Source organism: Azospirillum soli (assembly GCF_017876165.1).
Classification (GTDB): domain Bacteria; phylum Pseudomonadota; class Alphaproteobacteria; order Azospirillales; family Azospirillaceae; genus Azospirillum; species Azospirillum soli.
The window spans coordinates 30898-48456 of record NZ_JAGINQ010000004.1; the positions used below are offsets into that span (position 1 = coordinate 30898).

At 68.2% G+C, this 17559-nt stretch carries 18 protein-coding genes; 4 read left to right on the plus strand and 14 right to left on the minus strand.

Annotated elements, in window-relative coordinates; genetic code table 11:
• Positions 1–178 precede the first annotated feature (178 nt).
• The gene (locus J2852_RS07770) at positions 179–1648 is read left to right on the plus strand and encodes a sensor histidine kinase (RefSeq protein ID WP_209873428.1); all 1470 of its coding nucleotides are present in this window, start codon (positions 179–181) and stop codon (positions 1646–1648) included.
• Here J2852_RS07770 and J2852_RS07775 read toward each other — a convergent pair.
• From J2852_RS07775 to J2852_RS07785, 3 genes are all read right to left on the minus strand, one after another.
• A complete protein-coding gene (locus J2852_RS07775) occupies positions 1625–2269 on the minus strand; it encodes a response regulator transcription factor (protein WP_209873431.1) in 645 nt (214 codons plus the stop codon). The two genes, J2852_RS07770 and J2852_RS07775, sit on opposite strands and share 24 nt — an antisense overlap.
• 84 nt (positions 2270–2353) lie before the next feature.
• On the minus strand, positions 2354–3001 hold the full coding sequence (locus J2852_RS07780) for an ATP-binding cassette domain-containing protein (protein ID WP_209873434.1): 648 nt from the start codon (positions 2999–3001) through the stop codon (positions 2354–2356).
• Positions 2998–4665, minus strand: coding sequence for an ABC transporter permease (locus J2852_RS07785; RefSeq protein WP_209873437.1), 1668 nt, complete (start codon positions 4663–4665; stop codon positions 2998–3000). Before J2852_RS07785 ends, J2852_RS07780 begins: the two co-directional genes overlap by 4 nt.
• 39 nt (positions 4666–4704) lie before the next feature.
• Here J2852_RS07785 and J2852_RS07790 point away from each other — a divergent pair, with 39 nt between their 5' ends.
• Positions 4705–5820 (plus strand): radical SAM/SPASM domain-containing protein, encoded by a 1116-nt coding sequence (locus J2852_RS07790; protein WP_209873439.1) that lies wholly within the window; start codon positions 4705–4707, stop codon positions 5818–5820.
• Here J2852_RS07790 and J2852_RS07795 read toward each other — a convergent pair.
• The 4 genes from J2852_RS07795 to J2852_RS07810 all read right to left on the minus strand — a co-directional run bounded on the left by J2852_RS07795 (position 5805) and on the right by J2852_RS07810 (position 9489).
• The gene (locus tag J2852_RS07795) at positions 5805–6998 is read right to left on the minus strand and encodes an ABC transporter substrate-binding protein (RefSeq protein WP_209873442.1); all 1194 of its coding nucleotides are present in this window, start codon (positions 6996–6998) and stop codon (positions 5805–5807) included. The two genes, J2852_RS07790 and J2852_RS07795, sit on opposite strands and share 16 nt — an antisense overlap.
• Before the next feature lie 66 nt (positions 6999–7064).
• Entirely contained in the window at positions 7065–7676 is a 612-nt protein-coding gene (locus tag J2852_RS07800) for a TIGR04282 family arsenosugar biosynthesis glycosyltransferase (protein ID WP_209873452.1), read from the minus strand.
• Positions 7673–8338, minus strand: coding sequence for a TIGR04283 family arsenosugar biosynthesis glycosyltransferase (locus J2852_RS07805; protein ID WP_209873455.1), 666 nt, complete (start codon positions 8336–8338; stop codon positions 7673–7675). Before J2852_RS07805 ends, J2852_RS07800 begins: the two co-directional genes overlap by 4 nt.
• Positions 8339–8466: 128 nt before the next feature.
• A complete protein-coding gene (locus J2852_RS07810; protein WP_209873458.1) occupies positions 8467–9489 on the minus strand; it encodes an OmpA family protein in 1023 nt (340 codons plus the stop codon).
• Between the two features lie 282 nt (positions 9490–9771).
• Between J2852_RS07810 and J2852_RS07815 the strand changes: the two genes are divergently transcribed.
• Positions 9772–10812 carry an MBL fold metallo-hydrolase gene (locus tag J2852_RS07815; RefSeq protein WP_209873461.1) on the plus strand — a complete coding sequence of 347 codons (1041 nt, stop codon included), beginning with the start codon at positions 9772–9774 and terminating at the stop codon, positions 10810–10812.
• 3 nt (positions 10813–10815) lie between these two features.
• Here the strand turns inward: J2852_RS07815 and J2852_RS07820 are convergent, their stop codons facing one another.
• A complete protein-coding gene (locus tag J2852_RS07820; RefSeq protein ID WP_209873464.1) occupies positions 10816–11025 on the minus strand; it encodes a hypothetical protein in 210 nt (69 codons plus the stop codon).
• 270 nt (positions 11026–11295) lie between these two features.
• On the opposite strand from J2852_RS07820, the gene J2852_RS07825 reads away from it, so the two are divergent.
• Positions 11296–11535, plus strand: coding sequence for a hypothetical protein (locus J2852_RS07825; protein WP_209873467.1), 240 nt, complete (start codon positions 11296–11298; stop codon positions 11533–11535).
• Positions 11536–11656: 121 nt separating this feature from the next.
• Here the strand turns inward: J2852_RS07825 and J2852_RS07830 are convergent, their stop codons facing one another.
• The 6 genes from J2852_RS07830 to J2852_RS07855 all read right to left on the minus strand — a co-directional run bounded on the left by J2852_RS07830 (position 11657) and on the right by J2852_RS07855 (position 17358).
• On the minus strand, positions 11657–12757 hold the full coding sequence (locus J2852_RS07830; protein WP_209873470.1) for a branched-chain amino acid ABC transporter substrate-binding protein: 1101 nt from the start codon (positions 12755–12757) through the stop codon (positions 11657–11659).
• 201 nt (positions 12758–12958) lie between these two features.
• On the minus strand, positions 12959–13318 hold the full coding sequence (locus J2852_RS07835) for a DUF6867 family protein (RefSeq protein ID WP_209873473.1): 360 nt from the start codon (positions 13316–13318) through the stop codon (positions 12959–12961).
• On the minus strand, positions 13318–14028 hold the full coding sequence (locus J2852_RS07840; RefSeq protein WP_209873476.1) for an ABC transporter ATP-binding protein: 711 nt from the start codon (positions 14026–14028) through the stop codon (positions 13318–13320). Before J2852_RS07840 ends, J2852_RS07835 begins: the two co-directional genes overlap by 1 nt.
• A 3-nt stretch (positions 14029–14031) precedes the next feature.
• Positions 14032–14931 carry an ABC transporter ATP-binding protein gene (locus tag J2852_RS07845; protein WP_209873480.1) on the minus strand — a complete coding sequence of 300 codons (900 nt, stop codon included), beginning with the start codon at positions 14929–14931 and terminating at the stop codon, positions 14032–14034.
• On the minus strand, positions 14931–16448 hold the full coding sequence (livM, locus tag J2852_RS07850) for a high-affinity branched-chain amino acid ABC transporter permease LivM (RefSeq protein WP_209873483.1): 1518 nt from the start codon (positions 16446–16448) through the stop codon (positions 14931–14933). Before livM ends, J2852_RS07845 begins: the two co-directional genes overlap by 1 nt.
• A gap of 4 nt (positions 16449–16452) precedes the next feature.
• The gene (locus J2852_RS07855) at positions 16453–17358 is read right to left on the minus strand and encodes a branched-chain amino acid ABC transporter permease (RefSeq protein ID WP_209873486.1); all 906 of its coding nucleotides are present in this window, start codon (positions 17356–17358) and stop codon (positions 16453–16455) included.
• Positions 17359–17559 lie beyond the last annotated feature (201 nt).

A 17559-nucleotide genomic window follows, 5' to 3' on the forward strand; every position in this document is an offset into this window, starting at 1 on the left:
GGCTTGGTGCGGCAGGATGTCACGGCGTCGTTCATCCGCGGACCTCAAGGGAATTGACGGCTGTGCGTGGCGGCGCACACGATGCCGCGGTCACGGTGGTGAGGCTGGCCCGGTTGTTGGCCGCTCCCTCATCCCAACCCTTCCCTTCGGGGGCGTTTTCAGCGCAGGAACGGACAGCATGGTGCCCATCGGGAAGACCACCGCGCGGTGGATGACGCTCCGCTACAGCCTTGCGCTGGCGGTGATCGCGCTCTGCACGCTGGCGGGCTTCCTGATGACCGAACGGGTCATCAACCAGCACGCGGACATGCTGGAGGTCGTCAACATCTCCGGCCGCCAGCGCATGCTGTCCCAGCGCACGGCCCTGCTGGTCGAACAGCTTCGGCATGCGCAAACGGACGCCGACCGCGAGGAGATCACCGGCCGCCTGACCGAGGCGACGGAGCTGTTCGAGAACGCGCACCGCCGCCTGACCGGCACCGGCGAAGAGCCGGCGCTGGGCATGGCCGTCCGCGACCTCTACTTCGACGGGCCGGAGCCGCTGAACGGGCTGGTGCTGCGCTACATCGCGGCGCTGCGCGCCGTGATCGCGGAAGGGCCGTCCGGCCTGCCGCCGGACATGAAGGAGCCCGCCTACATCACCCACCAGGCGCTCGGCCCGCTGCTGGCGCGGCTGGATGACATGGTGGCGCGCTATCAGGCGACGGGCGAGAGCGGATTCGCCATGCTGCACAAGTTGGGCATCGCCGCGCTTGCCCTGACGCTGCTGACGCTGTGCGTCGAGGCGCTGGTGATCTTCCGCCCGATGACCCGGCATGTGCAGCGCCAGTTCGCCGAGATCACCCGCATGACGGAGGAACTGGAGCAGGCCAACGAAACGCTGGAGGCCCAGGTCCGCGCCCGCACCGCCGAACTGCACGCCGCCAAGGAGGCCGCCGAGCAGGCGCACCGCGCCAAGTCCCGCTTCCTGTCCCACGCCGGCCACGACCTGAAGCAGCCGCTGGAGGCCATCAACATGTTCACCGGCATGCTGGAGCGGCAGATCCAGACGCCGCGCGGGCAGGCGCTGGTCAAGGACATGCGGCTGGCCCAGCGGTCCATGCGCGACCTGCTGAACGCGATCCTGGAAATCTCCAAGCTGGAATCGGGCGTGGTGGAGGCCAAGCTCGCCGACGTGCCGCTGGAGCCGCTGTTCGACCAGCTGGAATCGGAATTCGCCGCTCTGGCGGAAGCCAAGAACCTGCGCCTACAGGTCGTCCCCACCGACGCCACGGTGCGATCCGACCCCTTCCTGCTGGAGCGGATCGTCCGCAACCTGATCGCCAACGCCGTGCGCTACACGGAAGAGGGCGGCGTGCTGCTGGGCTGCCGCCGACGCGGTGACACGCTGTGGATCGAGGTCTACGACACCGGGCGCGGCATCGCCGAATCCGACCGCCGCCGCATCTTCGAGGAGTTCGTGCAGCTCGACCGCCCCGACCGCGACCGCAGCGAGGGGATCGGGCTTGGCCTCGCCATCGTGGATCGCTTGGCCCGTCTGCTCGGCCACACGCTGGCGGTGCGCTCGGTCGAGGGGCGCGGGTCGGTGTTCGCGGTGGGGGTGCCGCTGGTGGTTACTTCAAATTCAAACCAGACGGTCGCGGCCTGATTCCTTCACCAGCAGAACGGCCTGCGTGCGGCTGCCGACGCCCAGCGCCTTCAGAACGCCGGTGACGTGGGTCTTCACGGTGGAGAGGTTGAGTCCCAGCCGCTCCCCGATCTCCTGGTTCGACAGCCCCTGGGCCAGGAGGTCCAGCACCTCCAGCTGGCGGCGGGTCATGCCGTCGAAGACGCTGGGCTGCTGCGGCTTGGCCGCCGGGGCGCTGGTCACGCCCGGCATGCCGAGAACCGGCGGCACGTAGGACCCGCCGGCCAGAACGAGGCGCAGGATGTTCACCACCAGAACGTCGTCGGTGGATTTCGGTATGAAGGCGCGCACGCCGCGCGACAGCACTGCGCGCATCTCGTCCGGCGACTCGATCATCGAGAAGACCACGACCGGAACCGGCGCCACGCGGCGCACCAGATCCTCCACATCGTCCAGGCCGCTCATGCCGGGCATGCGCAGGTCCATGATGATGAGGTCGTAAGGCCCGCCGCCGCTCAGCATTTGGTTCAGCTGGTCGAAGCTGGTCGCGGCGTCCACGCGCGCGTCCTCGTTCAGCTCTCCCACAAGGTGGGTCAAGCCGCTGCGGACGATGGAGTGGTCGTCGGCAATCAATACCTGCATGGCGCGTCTCGGGACCAAAGTGCGAATCGGTGTCAACCTCATACGCCGCCCGAACGTTTCGCGCCACACCTGATGCGTGTTTCTCTATACGGCCGCGCCATCCAACCGCAGCACCGGCCCGCCGGCCGCCTCCGCATCGGCCGCGTCGTGGGTGACCAGCAGGGTCGGCAGCCCAGCTTGCCGCGCGTGCCCGAAGGTGAAAGCGCGCATTTGCGCCCGCAGGTCCATGTCCAGCTTACCGAAGGGCTCGTCCAGCAGCAGCGCCTCCGGCCCCGACAGCAGCGTGCGCATCAGCGCCACCCGCGCCCGCTGCCCGCCCGACAGGGTGGCCGGATCGCGATCGGCGAAACCCGCCAGCCCGCATTCGCCGAGCGCCCGTTCCACCGCCGCACGCCGCGCCTCCCTCCCCTTCACCGAGGCCGGCAGGCCGAAGGCGAGGTTCTCTCCCACGGAGAGGTGCGGGAACAGCAGATCGTCCTGGAACAGGATACCGACCCGCCGCCGTTCGGGCGGCAGCCCGTCCAGATCGCGCCCGTTCAGCGCGACTCGCCCCCTTGCCCGGAAGGCGGGGTCCAGCGCGCCGGAGACGAAGGCCAGCAGGCTGGATTTCCCGCAGCCGGACGGCCCCATGACGGTCACCACCCGACCGGCCGGCACAGCGAGGCTGACCGGCCCGACCACACGGCGCCCGGCGACCTCCAACGTGATTCCGTCCAGCGTCAGATCCGTCATCGCATGCCCTTCCGGTTTCTGTAGGCCCAAGCCGGCACCGCCAGCGCCGCCGCGAAGGCCAGCAGCGGCAAGGCTGCCTGCGCGAAGGCGTACACCGCCGTCACCCGCCGGTCGGCACCCGACGCCAGGGCTACGGCCTCCGTCGTCAGAGTCGCCATGCGCCCGCCGCTCGCGAACAGGGTAGGCAGATACTGTCCGACGCTGACCGCGAAACCGACCGCGCAGGCGGTCAGGATGGGCCGCAGCAGCATCGCCGCCCGCACCCGCCAGAAGGCCCGCGACGCCGAGGCGCCGAGCGAGCGCGCGGTGCGCTCGTACCGCTCGTCCAGCGCCCGCCACGGATCGGCCAGAGTCAGGTACAGATAGGGCAGCACATAGAGCAGATGCACCCACACCAGCGCCGCCCAGGAGCCATCAAGCCCACTCGCCACTAACACCACCTGAATGCCGAACAGAAACCCGACGCCCGGCACCAGCAACGGCGCGTAAATCAGCCACAGCGCCCGGCGGCCGAGCGCGGCGCCGCCACGCCGTTCGTGCTCCAGGCAGCCGACCACCAGCACCAGCCCGATCAGCACCGCCGCGACGGCGATGACGAGCGTGGTCCAGGCTGGTTCCGTCAGTTGCGGCAGCGTGCGCCCCACCGTGTCGAGGCTCCAAGCGCCCGGAAAAGCCTCATTGAACCGCCAGTTTCGTGCGAAGGCCCAGACGGCCAGCACCGCTACCGCCGCAACCGAGACCAGCACGGCGAGGGCCATCGCTCCGCCACCGGCCAGACGTGCCCCCGCCCCGCGTCCGCCCCGCGCACCCGCGACGGCCCAACGCCGCCCTTTCACGGCGACGATCCGCTCCGCCAGCCACCAGACGCCGATTCCGCCGACCACGACGCCCAACTGCAACACCGCGCCGGCCGCCGCGCGGAAGCGCATGGACAGGTCCGGGTCGGCGAACCAGCGCAGGACCAGCGGCGTCAGCGGCGGCGGCGTGGACGGCCCCAACACCAGCGCCGGCTCCACCGCCGACAGCGAATAGGCCAGCACCGCCAAAACCGGCAAGCGCACCTGCCGGTAAACCAGCGGCAGCACGACCTTCACCCAGCCGGTCACCGGCCCATAGCCCAGCGCCCGCGCGCCTGCCAGCAGCCGGTCGGCGCGCGTCTGCGCCAAGGCAGCGCCGATCATCAGCACCAGGAATGGCACCTCCTTCACCACCAAGGCCAGCGTCAGCGCGATGCCCCAGGGGTCCTGGATCAGGGGAAGGTCCGGCGGCCGGGTCCAGCCCGTCGCCCAGGGCGAGAGCAGACGCACCACCCACCCGCTGGGCGCCACCAGGAACGCGAAGCCGATGGCGAAGGCCGCGTGCGGCACGGCGAGCAGCGGGGGCAGCAGCCGTTGCAGCCGCGCGAACCAGCGGCTCCCCTGCCAGGCCGCGCAGAAACCAACCGCGAGGAGGAAGGACAGCAGCGTCGCGGCCAGTCCGGTCGTGACGGTCAACCGCAACGCCGTCCACAGTCCCGGCGTGGCGAACAGGTCGCGCCACGGCTGAATGCTTGGCTCCACCCCACCCAGGGCCGGCAGGATGCCGAAGGACGGCAGCAGCGTGCCCAGCAGCCCGACGGCGATAGGCGCCAGGAACAGAACGGCGGTGATGATGGGGAAGAGCACCTAGCGCCCTCTCACAAGGACGTGACTGACAGGAGCGTGATGCGTGCCCCCATTCCCCTCGGCGCCCTGGCGCCCTACCTTCCCTGCAACGCTGAAAATCCGGAGCCGCGCGTGGAGTCGATCTATTACGTGCTCAGTTGGGCCTGCCACCGCCGGTGCAAGCACTGTTACGAGGACCGCTTCCGCCCCTACGTCGGCGACGCGCTGGAGGCCGTGGTGCGGGAAGCCGAGGCGAATGCCCCGCGCATCATCGACCATTTCCCCGACACCATGCTCTACCGCGACCTGTCCGATGTGGACGAGGCGGGCGAGCCGCGCCGCAAGGTCGGGCGGATCATCCTGGCCGGCGGCGACGTGCTGGTCGATCCCGTGCGCGAGCGTGTGCTCTACCCGACGCTGAAGCGCCTGCGCGACCGTTATGGGCGCGACGTGCGGCTGGTGGTGCAGACGACGGGCGACCTCGTCACCGAGACCATCGTCGGGGAATTGCTGCACGCCGGCGCCGACCACATCTCCGTTTCCGGTCTGGACGATTTCCACGTCGGCATGCAGGGGAACAAAAAGGATGTCCTGCGCGCCGACTTGACCGCCCTGTTCGACCGTTCCGGGATGCAGGCCGGCACAGCGGCGGCACCGGCACCCGGCCCCACCTATTCCTTCTTCGGCGCCACTCCGGACGTTTGGATCGGCAAGATCTGGCCGCGCGGCCGGGCGTGGGAGAACGGGCTGTCCACCGCCACACTGGCCGACAACTTCTGCAACGCGTGGTCCGGCGGCCTGGGTTTTCTGCGCCACGGCTTCAACGGGTCGGAGGTGGCGGTGGAGCCGGACGGGTCCGTCTATCCCTGCTGCATGAAGACCCGGCGGGCCATCGGCAACCTGACCGAGGAACCGTTGATCGGGATCCTGGACAGCCTCGCCGGCCACCCGGCGTTCGAGGCGATCTCCGCCGGCCGGCCGGAGCGGATGGGCCTGACCATGGGGTGGAGCGTGGACGACTTCCTGGCGTCCTGCGCGACCACGACGCCGCAAGGGCGCCCCTACCGCAACCTGTGCATCGGCTGCGACCGGTTTCATGAGGCGGTGCTCGCCCCGGTCATCGACGAGCTGGCCGAGCAGCGCCGCGCGCGCCGGGCTGGTCATCCGGCGGCGTAGCGGCGCGCCCACTCCTTCTCGATGCGCTCCATCCAGGACGGGTGCGGTTCCGGCAGGGCGGGGCCAAGCGAATCGAGCGCGGGGGCGGCGGGGTGCTTCGGCACCGCGTCGAACAGCGCGCGCTGGTCGGCGGACAGCTTGTCCAAGTCCAGCACCGTACCGGTGCCCCAATGGCGCGGGTCGAGCTTGCGCGCCTGCGCCTCCGGCGACAGCAGGAAGTCGGCGACAACCATCGCCGCCTCCTTGGCGCGAGCGTTGAAGGGGATGGCGACGAAGTTGGCGTTGCCGATGGTGCCGTTGTTCAGCGTGTAGACCCGCGCCGTCGCCGGCAGCAGGCCGGATTCGATGGCGCTCGCCGCCTCCAGGGCGCTGAAGGCCAGTGAGATGTCGATTTCCCCGTCGTTCAGCAAACGGCGCTGGTCCGGTCCGTTGGCCGGGAAGACGCGGCCCTGCCGCCACAGCAGCGGATGCAACGCGTCGAGGTAGGGCCACAGCCGCGCCGTCACCCGCTCGAACGCCGCCGATTCGACGGGCTTCGTCAACGCTGCCGGGTCGTCGGTCAGGGCGATCAGCGCCTGCTTCAGGAAGGTCGTGCCGAGGAAGTTCGGCGGCTGCGGATAGGTGAAGCGGCCGGGGTTGGCCTTGGCCCAGTCCAGCAGCGCCGGAATGCTGGTGGGCGGGTCCGGCAAGACGGCGGTGTCGCGCACGAACACCAGTTGCGCCATGGACCAGGGCGCCTCGTAGCCGTCCACCGGCACGGTGAAGTCCACCGTCGTCGGCTTGCCCGCCGTGTCCACCAGCGCCATGTTCGGCAACGCCTGCGTGAAGGGGCCGTGGAGCAGGCCGTTGGCCTTCATCGCCGCGAAATTCTCGCCGTTGATCCACAGCAGGTCGGCGGAGCCGCCCTCCATCCGCCCGGCGGTCTTTTCGGCCAGGACGCGGGCGACCGTCTCGGCGATGTCCGTCACCTTGACATGGCGAAGCTCGATTCCGTGACGGGCCTTCACCTGCTCCCCGACCCAGGCGATGTAGTCGTTGGCCTTGGTCGAGCCGCCCCAGGCGTTGAAATAGACGGTCTGCCCGCGCGCTTTGCCCGATATCTCCGCCCAGGATTGCGCGGCGGCCGGACCGGCGGCCAGCAGGACGAGCGCGATCAGCAGACGAGACACGAGGCGCATGGCGGATTCCCGTTTGTTTTGCCTCAAGATGGCGGCACGGGACCGGCCCCGGCAAGCCCCGCCCGCTCAAACCTGCGTGAGCGCCCGCCAGCGGCGGTAGGAAGCCGCGTCGTCCACATCGTCCAGGGTCGCGGCGAAGCCGACTGAGGTGCCGGGCGGCAGGCTGGCCAGGGTGTCGGCCAAGGCATGCCGCGTGGACCAGCGCACACCCTCGCACAGGCCGGCCGGCAGGGCGGCCGTGCGGCGCGCGCCGACCAGCCAATAGCCACCGTCCTCCGCCGGCCCGAACAGGACGTCGTGCCGCCCCAGCAGGCGGAACGCTTCGGCGATGTGATTCGGCCGGATGTCGGGAATGTCGCTGCCGACCAGCACCACCGGACCCGGCGGTCGCCCGGCCATGGCCCGAGCCATGCGCCGGCCGAGGTGACCACTCCCCTGCCCGACCCGCCGTTCCTTGTGCCGGATCGGCCAGCCGCGTTCGTGCACGGCACGGTCCGGCGTGACGGCCAGCCACAGCACCCAGCGCGGATCGCGCTCCAGCCGCCTGAGCAGGCCGGCCAGCACCGTCCGGTAGAACCGCCACGCCGCCACGGCCCCGATCCCGGCGGCGAGTCGCCGCTTGCCGCGCCCGAGTCTGGGCGGACGGGCGAAGACGATCAGGTGGTTGCGGCGCCTCATCCGTACATCCGCTTGATCAGCCGGGGCGGTACGCCGGCGAAATAGAGCGACAGGCAGGCCAGATTGCGCGCCGGACGCGCCCACCAGCCGTCCCGTTCGTACCGGGTGGCCGCTGTGACGGCCTCCGCCGGCAGTTCCACCAAGCGGTTTCGCCCGATTCGGCGCACGAAGTCCACGTCCTCCATCAGCGGCAGCGGACGATAGCCGCCGAGCGCCTCGTAGAGGCTCCGCGCGATCAGCAATCCCTGGTCGCCGTAGGGCAACCCCAGCCTTCGCGCCCGCCACGCGGCCAGACGCTCGATACGACGCGCGGACGGGTGCTCGCTGGCGAAGCGCAGGCGGAAGTAAGCGGCGCGATCCGTGCTTTCAGGCTTCGCGATGAACCGCTCCACCGCGTCGCGCCAGCCGACTCCAAGGCGGGTGTCGGCGTGCAGGAACAGCAGCCACGGCGCATCCGTCGCGGCGGCCCCGGCAACGAGTTGCGGCCCGCGCCCGCGCGGGGCTTTCACCACCAGCGCGCCGGCCGCGCGCGCCAGATCGCGGGTGCTGTCCGCCGACCCGCCATCCGCCACCACGACGCGCCCAAAGCCGTCCAGCGCGGCCAGCGTGGCCGGCAGCAGCGGCGCGGCGTTCAGCGTGGGAATGATGACGGCGACCGGCATGGCACCCCTCGTGCGAGGCGGCCATTCTGCCCGAGGAGCGCGCATGCGAAAAGGGCGCCGCGGATGCGACGCCCTTTCCGGAACCCTTTGGTTGGCGGCCGTTCCCGAAGGCCCGGCCGTCCGCCGGATTACTTCACGCGGATGAGGATCTGCGCGCGACGGTTCGACGGCTCACGCACGTTCGCACCGGTCTGGACGAGCAGCTGGGTCTCGCCCTTGCCCTCAACCGTGATCTGGTTGGCCGGGACGCCCTTGGCGGTCAGAGCGTTCTTCACCGCGTCGGCGCGGCGGAGCGAGAGCTTCTGGTTGTAGGCCGGCGAGCCCGACGTGTCGGTGTGGCCGATCACGTGGATGCTGACGGCGCGGACCTTGCCGGCGGCGGCGGCGGCGTCACCGATGATCTTGTCGGAGACCGGGGTGATGTTGGCCTTGTCCCAGTCGAAGAACACCAGGTATTCGGTCTGCGGAGCCTGCTGCTGGACAGCGGCCGGGGCAACCGGAGCGGCGGCCGGGGCAGCGGCCGGAGCACCGAAGCTGTAACGCAGGCCGGCGAGGATGGTGTGGTTCTGGTACTCGCCCTTCACGTTGGTGCCGCCCATGTCGAACTTCGGATCGACGGTGCCGAAGTAGCGATAGTCGACGGTGAGGGCCAGGGCGTTGGTGATGTTGTAGGCAACACCGGCGATGCCCTGGTAGGCGAACACCCAATCCTTGTCGCTGAAGCCGCCGAGGTTCAGGCGAACCTGCGAGATACCGGCGCCGGCGCCGATGTACGGGGTGAAGGCGGTGCCGGTGTCGATATCATAGAGCAGGTTGCCCATGAACGCGATCGACGACTGCTTGCCGGTCATGCCGCTCAGGCCCGGGGTCGCGCTCTCGGTGCCCTTGATCGAGTTGCGCCAGCGCCAGGCGAACTCCAGCTCCGGACGCAGGCCGTAGGAGGTCGCGTAGCCGGCCGACAGGTTCGCGACGCCGCCGATCTTGTGGTCGGCCGTCAGCGAGAACGGGGTGCCTTCGAGTTCGATGTCGGCGTCACGGGTCCAGTTCACGCCAGCGCCAGCACCGACGTAGAAGCCCTCGGGGGCGGCCATGGCAGCGGTCGGGAGCATGACCGCGACAGCCGTGCCGAGCAAAATCCCACGCAGAGTCATTTTCTTCTTTCCCTTGTTGACGGCGTTGTCGGGCCGGTCGATGTGAACCACCAGAGGGCGGCGGACACAGAACCGTGCATCTTCGGGGCGAGCCCCCTGCACAATCCTCGCTTGCCGTCGCCGAGCGAGCCCGCCGCGTTCCGTCGGCGGTTGAAACGTCTGGTTCCGGAGATATCAGTTACTTTCGAAGGTCTCAAGACCCCTGTTGTAAGAACTCCAGCCCTGTTGCATTTTTGCAGCCGTTTGTTAACACCCCTTCCCGCGCAAAGGATTAGGCCTCGAATGACCCGCCCGCAAGACGACGAACTTTCCTACCCTTTGGACGGACAGCCCGGCGATGGGGAGTTCGTGGCGGTGGAACCCGGCCTGCTGTGGATCCGCCTGGCCCTGCCCTACCGGCTGAACCATGTGAACGTGTGGGCGATCGAGGGTTCCCCCGGCTGGACCATCGTGGACACCGGCCTGGACGATCCGCGCACGCGCGCGGCGTGGGAGCATCTGCTGGGCGATGCGCTGGGCGGACGGCCGGTGACGCGGGTCATCGCCACGCATTTCCACCCCGACCACATCGGGCTGGCCGGCTGGCTGGCGGAGCGCACCGGCGCCGGCTTCGCCTGCAGCCTGACCGACTGGCTGCTCGCCCGCGCGCTGAAGAACGACAGTTCGGCAGGGCAAGCAGCGGCGGTGGAGCGGTTCTACCGGCGCGCCGGGCTCGAATCGGGGGCGCTCGCGGCGGTGCTGGGACGAGGAAACGCCTACGCGCGCTCGATCCACGAGGTGCCGTCAACGCTGACGCGGCTGCGCCACGGCGATGCGGTGGAGATCGGCGATGCGCCGTGGCGGGTGATCGTCGGCGGCGGCCACACGCCGGAACCGGTGTGCCTGTTCCGCCTCGGCGAGAAGCCCGTGCTGATTTCGGGCGATCAGGTGCTGCCGCGCATCAGCCCGAACATCAGCGTCTGGGCGAACGAGCCCGACGCCGATCCGCTGACCGACTTCCTGACCTCCTTCGAGCCTCTGTTGGAGCTGCCGGAGGACATGCTGGTGCTGCCCTCGCACGGGCGCCCGTTCCACGGACTGCACCGGAGGCTGGCCGCATTGCAGCAGCATCATGAGGAACGGCTGGTCGAGATCGCGGCCTTGTGCGCCACGCCGCGCACGGCGGCACAGGTCGCGGGGGCATTGTTTCCCCCGGACCTCGATGCGCACCAGATGGTGTTCGCGGTGGGCGAGGCGATCGCGCACCTCAACCACCTCGTCCGCCGGGGAGCGCTGACGCGCACGCCCGGTCCGGACGGTGCCGACCTTTACGCCAGGGCGTAAGGGTTACTGTTCGACGACCATTTCGAACTGGCTGGGGTCGAGCAGCGCCGCGACCGCCAGCGTCTTCAAGGTCTTGGGATCGTCCGCCCGCTTCATCTGGGCGTGCTGGGTCCCAAGCCCGTCCTTGCGGATGGCGACCACTTCCCAGATCCCGCCGCCGGGCCCCAATTTCCGGTACATCTGGCCTTCGACGACTTCGCGCTTCCTGCGCATGACAGCTCTCCAAAACCCGAGTAACCGGGGCAACTCTCATGGCCCCGGCACGCTATTCAAACACGAAACGGATCAAACACGAAACGGACCTGCCATGGCGAGTGTCCGTTATGGGACAGACGCAAGGCGCAGACCGGATGTAGCCGGTCTGCAACAAGGGGGCAACATCCAGGGCAGCGGCCGGTTCACAACAGGGCAGCCCCGATGCCCCCGGCGGGCTCTCCGGACCCGGTGTGGAACAAACCTCCGCCGATGGTGTTTAGTGGCGTCATGAAGATCGACCACGACGTGCTTCTGTTCGCGACTCGCCTGGTGGAAGAACTTGGCGAGTCCGCTATCCGCATCAGCCGCGTCCGCCTTGTGGAATTGACGGCTGCCAACAACCTCCGGGCCGCCGCCTTCTGGCGTGACGTGCTGCACACCTCCGAACAGCTGCTGGAACAGAGACCGCAGCACATGCCGCCGCCCACGACCGGCGGCGCCCCGCTTTCCGAAAGTCTGGCGACCTGACCAGCCCGCGGCCCTGCAGCGGAAAATGCCTGAACGAAAAAGGCCCGGCGGTTGCCCGCCGGACCTTTTGATCGTTCGACCGTTCCGGTCTTGCTTGACCCTGGCTTACTTCACCTGGGGCTTACTTGACCTGGGCGTACTGGCCGTTGTTCCAGCGGTACCAGACGTAGGCCGGGGTGGTCACGTCGCCCTTGGCGTCGAAGCCGATCTTGCCGATCACCGTGTTGTAGGTGTTCTTGCGGAGCACCTCGGCGACCTTGGCGGCGTCGGTCGAGTTGGCCTGCTTGGCCGCCTCGGCCCAGATCTGCAGGGCGGCGTAGGTGTAGAGGGTGTAGCCCTCCGGCTCGTAGCCGGCCTTGCGGAACTTCTCGACGGCTTCCTTGGCTTCCGGCATCTCGCGCGGATCCGGGCCGAAGGTCATCATGGTGCCTTCGCCGGCCGGACCGGTGATCGACCAGTACTCGTTGGTGACCAGCGCGTCGCCGGAGACGATCGGGGCGTTCAGGCCCTGGTCCTTCATCTGGCGGGCCAGCAGGCCGGCTTCGGTGTGGTAGCCGCCGACGTAGACGACGTCGATGGCTTCCTGCTTCAGCTTGGAGACGAGCGCCGAGTAATCCTTTTCACCGGCGGTGTAGGCCTCGTAGATCTTCTCCTTCTGGCCGCCGGCGTTCAGCGCCTTCTGCGTCTCGTCGGCGAGGCCCTTACCGTAGGCCGACTTGTCGTGCAGGATGGCGACGTTCTTGCCCTTGTACTTCTCAAGGAGGTACTTGCCGGCGATCTGGCCCTGCTGGTCGTCACGGCCGCAGACGCGGAAGACGTTCTTCAGGCCCTGCTCGGTCAGCTTCGGGTTGGTCGAGGCCGGGGAGATCTGCAGGACGCCTTCCTCGGCGTAGACCTGGCTCGCCGGGATCGACGAGCCCGAGCAGAAGTGACCGCCGACGAACTTCACGCCCTTCTTGGCGAGGTCGTTGGCGACCGCGACGGCCTGCTTCGGATCGCACGCGTCGTCGCCCACTTCCATCTTCAGCTTCTGGCCGAGGACGCCGCCGGCGGCGTTGATGTCCGCAACGGCCTGCTCCATGCCCTTCTTCATCTGCTCGCCGAAGGTGGCGTACTGACCGGTGATCGGGCCAGCGGTGGCCACCGCGATGTCGGCCTTGGCCGCCGTGGCGGTCAGCGCGGTCGCCGCGACCGCGGCGAGGAGGGACAGCTTGTACTTCATGACGTTTGTTTGCTCCCTGTTATAAGTCGTCACGCGGACCCCCCGCTTGGGGCCTTGCCCGCCGGGTCCCTCGGGGAGCCCTCTGGTGGGAGCCCTCTGGGAAACGCCCCGGCGGATTAAGCTTCTACTATACCTCGACTGTCACCAAGTGCGACAGTTTCACCACCCCAACTATCCGATTTGGATAGGTCAGAGGCACCCTCACTCGGCGAGATGACCGCCCACACGTTCGCGCCAGCCGAATGGACCTGATCGTTCGTACAACCATGGATACTGGGTAACCATCCGCCGCGCGAGCGCAATGCGGTAGGCGGTCAGCGTGATCGCGCCGATCACCACCGTGTGCACCACGAATCCGTAGAGCGACAGCAGTTCCCCGCCGAACAGGCCCCAGGTCAGGAAGCGGTCGCCGGCGCCCAGCAGCAGGATGTAGGAAAAGACCACCCATTGCGGCTTCCAGCCTTCCGCCAGGGTCTGGCCGGTCAGGATGCCGCAGCCGCCGAACACCAGCACGGTCAGGCCCAGGAAGACCGGAAGGCTTGAGCCGAGAATGCCGTCCATCAGTGACCTCCTTCCAGATAGGCCGAGCGCACTTCCTCGTTGGCGAGCAGCTCCGCCCCCGTGCCCGACATGGTCACCTTGCCGTTGACCATGACGTAGCCGCGATGGGCCAGCTTCAGCGCGTGGAAGGCGTTCTGCTCCACCATGAACACGGTCATCTTCTGCTCGCGGTTGATGTCCTTCACCGCCTGGAAGATCTGCTTCACGACCAGGGGGGCGAGGCCCAGCGACGGCTCGTCCAGCAGCAGCAGGCGCGGCTGGCTCATCAGCGCGCGGCCGATGGCGAGCATCTGCTGCTCACCGCCGGACATGGTGCCGGCGCGCTGGTTGATGCGCTCCTTCAAGCGCGGGAACAGCGTCAGCACCCGCTCCAGCTCCGTGGCGAAGCTGCCCGGCTTGGCGGTGATGGAGCCCATCTGGAGATTTTCCAGCACGCTCATGCGCGGGAAAATCCGTCGCCCTTCGGGAGACTGGGCGATGCCGCGGCGGACGATCTCGTAGGTGGGCAGGTCGGTGATGTCCTCCCCCTCGAAATACACCCGGCCCATGCGGGCGCGCGGGTTGCCGCAGATGGTCATGAGGAGGGTGGACTTGCCAGCGCCGTTGGCGCCGATCAGCGAGACGATCTCGCCCGACCCGATCTCGATGTCGATGCCCTTCAGCGCCTCGATGGCGCCGTAGAAGGTGTGGACGCCCGATACCTTCAGCATGGATCAGGCCCCCTCTTCGGCGCGCTTGGCGACTTCGGGCAGGTCGGCGGCGATCTCCGGCGGAAGCTCCTCGCCTTCCTCTTCGCCGAGGTAGGCGCGGATCACCGCCGGGTCGTTCTTCACGAAATGCGGGTCGCCGTCGGAGATCTTGCGCCCGTAGTCGAGCACCACGACGTGGTCGGAAATGGTCATCACGACGCTCATGTCGTGCTCGATCAGGAGCACGCCCGTCTTGTGGTCGTCACGGATGAAGGTGAGGATCTCGGCAAGGTCGGCCGACTCGCGCGGGTTTAGGCCGGCGGCCGGTTCGTCCAGGCAGAGCATCACCGGCTCGGTGCACATGGCGCGCGCGATCTCCAGACGGCGCTGGGCGCCGTAGGGGAGATTGCCGGCTTCCCAATCGGCGAACTCCAGCAGCCGCACGCGGTCCAGCCAGTATTTCGCCAGTTCGACGGACTCGCGCTCCACATTGGTGTAGCTGGGCAGGCCCAGCAGACCGGCGATGGAGAAGCCCGACGCCTTGATCAGCTTGTTGTGCTGGGCGACCATCAGGTTTTCCAGAACGCTCATGCCGCCGAACAGGCGGATGTTCTGGAAGGTGCGCGCGACGCTGGCCTGCTGCGAGATGCGGTAGCCCGGCATCCGCTCCAGCAGGAACTCCTTGCCGTCGGGGTGGCGCAGAGTCATCCGGCCGACCGTCGGGGAGTAGAAGCCCGTGATGCAGTTGAACAGCGTGGTCTTGCCCGCGCCGTTCGGGCCGATGATCGCGGTGATCTCGCTGTTGCGCGCGGTGAAGGAGACATCGTTCACCGCCACCAAGCCGCCGAAGCGCATGGTGAGGTGTTCGACCGTCAGGAGGGGCGTGTCGTTTTTCACAGTGGGGGTCATGGAAAGGTCTGTCATCACTTCGCCCTCCCCCCGGCGATGCCCTCGCCGCCGGCCGCGGCGGTGCCGGCGGCCGGACCGCCCGCGCCCTTACCCTTGCGGCCATAGAGAAGGATGGTGGGATCGCGGTGGGCCAGCAGGCCGCGCGGACGCCACAGCATGATGAGGACCATGCCCATGCCGAAGGCCAGCATGCGGTAGTCGGCCAGTTCGCGGAACGCTTCCGGCAGGCCGATGACCAGCAGGGTCGCCACGACCACGCCGATCTGGCTGCCCATGCCGCCCAGCACCACGATGGCGAGGATGATCGCCGATTCGATGAAGGTGAAGCTCTCCGGGCTGATAAAGCCCTGGCGCGTGGCGAAGAAGGAGCCGGCGAAGCCGCCGAACATCGCCGCGATGGCGAAGGCGGCCAGCTTCATGTTGGTGCGGTTGATGCCCAGCGACGCGCAGGCGATGTCGTCCTCGCGCAGGGCCTCCCACGCGCGGCCGAGCGGCAGCTTGCGGACACGCAGCGTGAAGAAATTCACGACCAGCGCCAGCACCAGGATCAGGTAGTAGAGGAAGATGATCCGATGCAGCGCGCTGAACTCCAGCCCGAACATCTCGTGGAAGGCCATCGTGCCCTCCGCCGGGGTGCGGGTGAAGTCGGCGATGCCGAAGAAGCTGGGGCGCGGAATGCCGGAGATGCCGTTGGGGCCGCCGGTGAACTGGTACCAGTTCACGAGGATGATGCGGATGATCTCACCGAAGCCCAGCGTCACGATGGCGAAATAGTCGCCGCGCAGACGCAGCACCGGGAAGCCCAGCAGCACGCCCGAGAAGGCCGCCAGCAGGCCGGCCAGCGGCAGACACAGCCAGAAGCTCAACCCGAAATAGTGGGCCAGCAGCGCGTAGCTGTAGGCGCCCACCGCGTAGAAGGCGACGTAGCCGAGGTCGAGAAGGCCGGCGAGGCCGACCACGATGTTCAGGCCCCAGCCCAGCATGACGTAGGTCAGCAGCAGGATGCCGATGTCCAGCAGCTGGCGGTCGGCCAGCGGGGTCAACGGGAAGGCCAGAGCCAGCACCACGCCGATCGGACCCAGCCAGCGGGATGCGTCCTGCACCTTGGCGGCGATGCGGTCCATGCGCTTGTCGCGCTCGGCCTGGGACAGCTTAGACCGGCCGGTGCGCACCGCCATGGCGGCGCGGATCGCGATGATGGCGCCGCCGACGATCAGGATGATGCGCAGCGCCTCGGTCGGCATCTTGATGAAGAAGCCGGCGGCGGCGGCGGCAGCGGCCAACACCAGAACCAGCACGCCCTGCCCCTCACGGATCAGGCAGATGCCGATGCGGCCGAGGAAGACCAGCCCGACGGCGGCCACGACCTCGTTCCAGCGGGTCTCCAGACCCAGGCCGGTGGGGCGGTCCACCGTGCGCAGGCCGACCAGCGGAACCGTCAGCAGCAGGGCGACGAAGGCGGTCAGCGCCGCCTCCTTGATGATCGCGGGCCATGCAATGGCGCGCGGGGAGGATACGGAAATCGCGGTCATGGCCTTACACCTTCTCGATTTCCGGACGGCCCAGCAGGCCGGTCGGACGGAAGATCAGGACGAGCACGAGGATGGTGAAGGTCGCGACGTCCTTCCATTCACTGCCCATGTAGCCCGACCAGAACGCCTCGATGAGGCCGATCACGACGCCGCCCAGCATCGCGCCGGGAAGCGAGCCGATGCCGCCGAGAACCGCCGCGGTGAACGCCTTAACGCCGGCCAGGAAGCCGATGTAGAAGTCGATCACGCCGTAGATCAGCAGCACCATCATGCCGGCCACGGCGGCCAGCGCGGCACCCATGACGAAGGTCAGCGAGATGATGCGGTCGACGTTGACGCCCAGCAGGCCGGCCATCGTCTTGTCCTGCTCGCAGGCGCGCTGGGCGCGGCCCAGTTCGGTCCGGGTGATCAGCTGGGTGAAGCCGTACATCAGCGCCACCGTGATCACGATGGTCGCCAGACGCACGTAGCTGACCGACACCGCGCCGTCCATCATCGTCAGATTGCCGGTCAGGATCGGTTGCAGCGGCTTGCTGCGCGCGCCCTGAAGGATCTGGACGTAGTTCTGGAGGAAGATCGACATGCCGATGGCGGAGATCAGCGGCGCCAGACGTGGCGAACTGCGCAACGGCCGGTAGGCGATCCGCTCCACCGTCCAGCCGTAGACGGCGGTGAACAGCATCGACGCCGCCAGCATCACCAGAAGCGCCAGCGGAACCCAGGTGATCCCCAGGCTCCCCAGGGCCAGAAAGGTGATCAGCGCCACGAAGGCGCCGATCATGTAAATTTCGCCGTGAGCGAAGTTGATCATGCCGATGATGCCGTACACCATCGTGTAGCCAATGGCGATGAGGCCGTAGATGGCGCCCAGCGACAGGCCGTTGATCAACTGTTGAAGAAAATAATCCATGGCCTCACCTCGCCCTTAGCGCTTCGCGCAGGCATGGGCGAGCGAGACGGGCACGCTCGGTACACCGGTCACGTGAACAGGCACTCCCTGCTCTGGCTTCCCGCGCCGATTGGCTCGGGGCCAAGATTGTTGTCTGGTCGGAACGTTAGCCCAGCCCGTTTCAAGGGGGAAGAGGGCAAACATTCATTCGATATTCGGTAG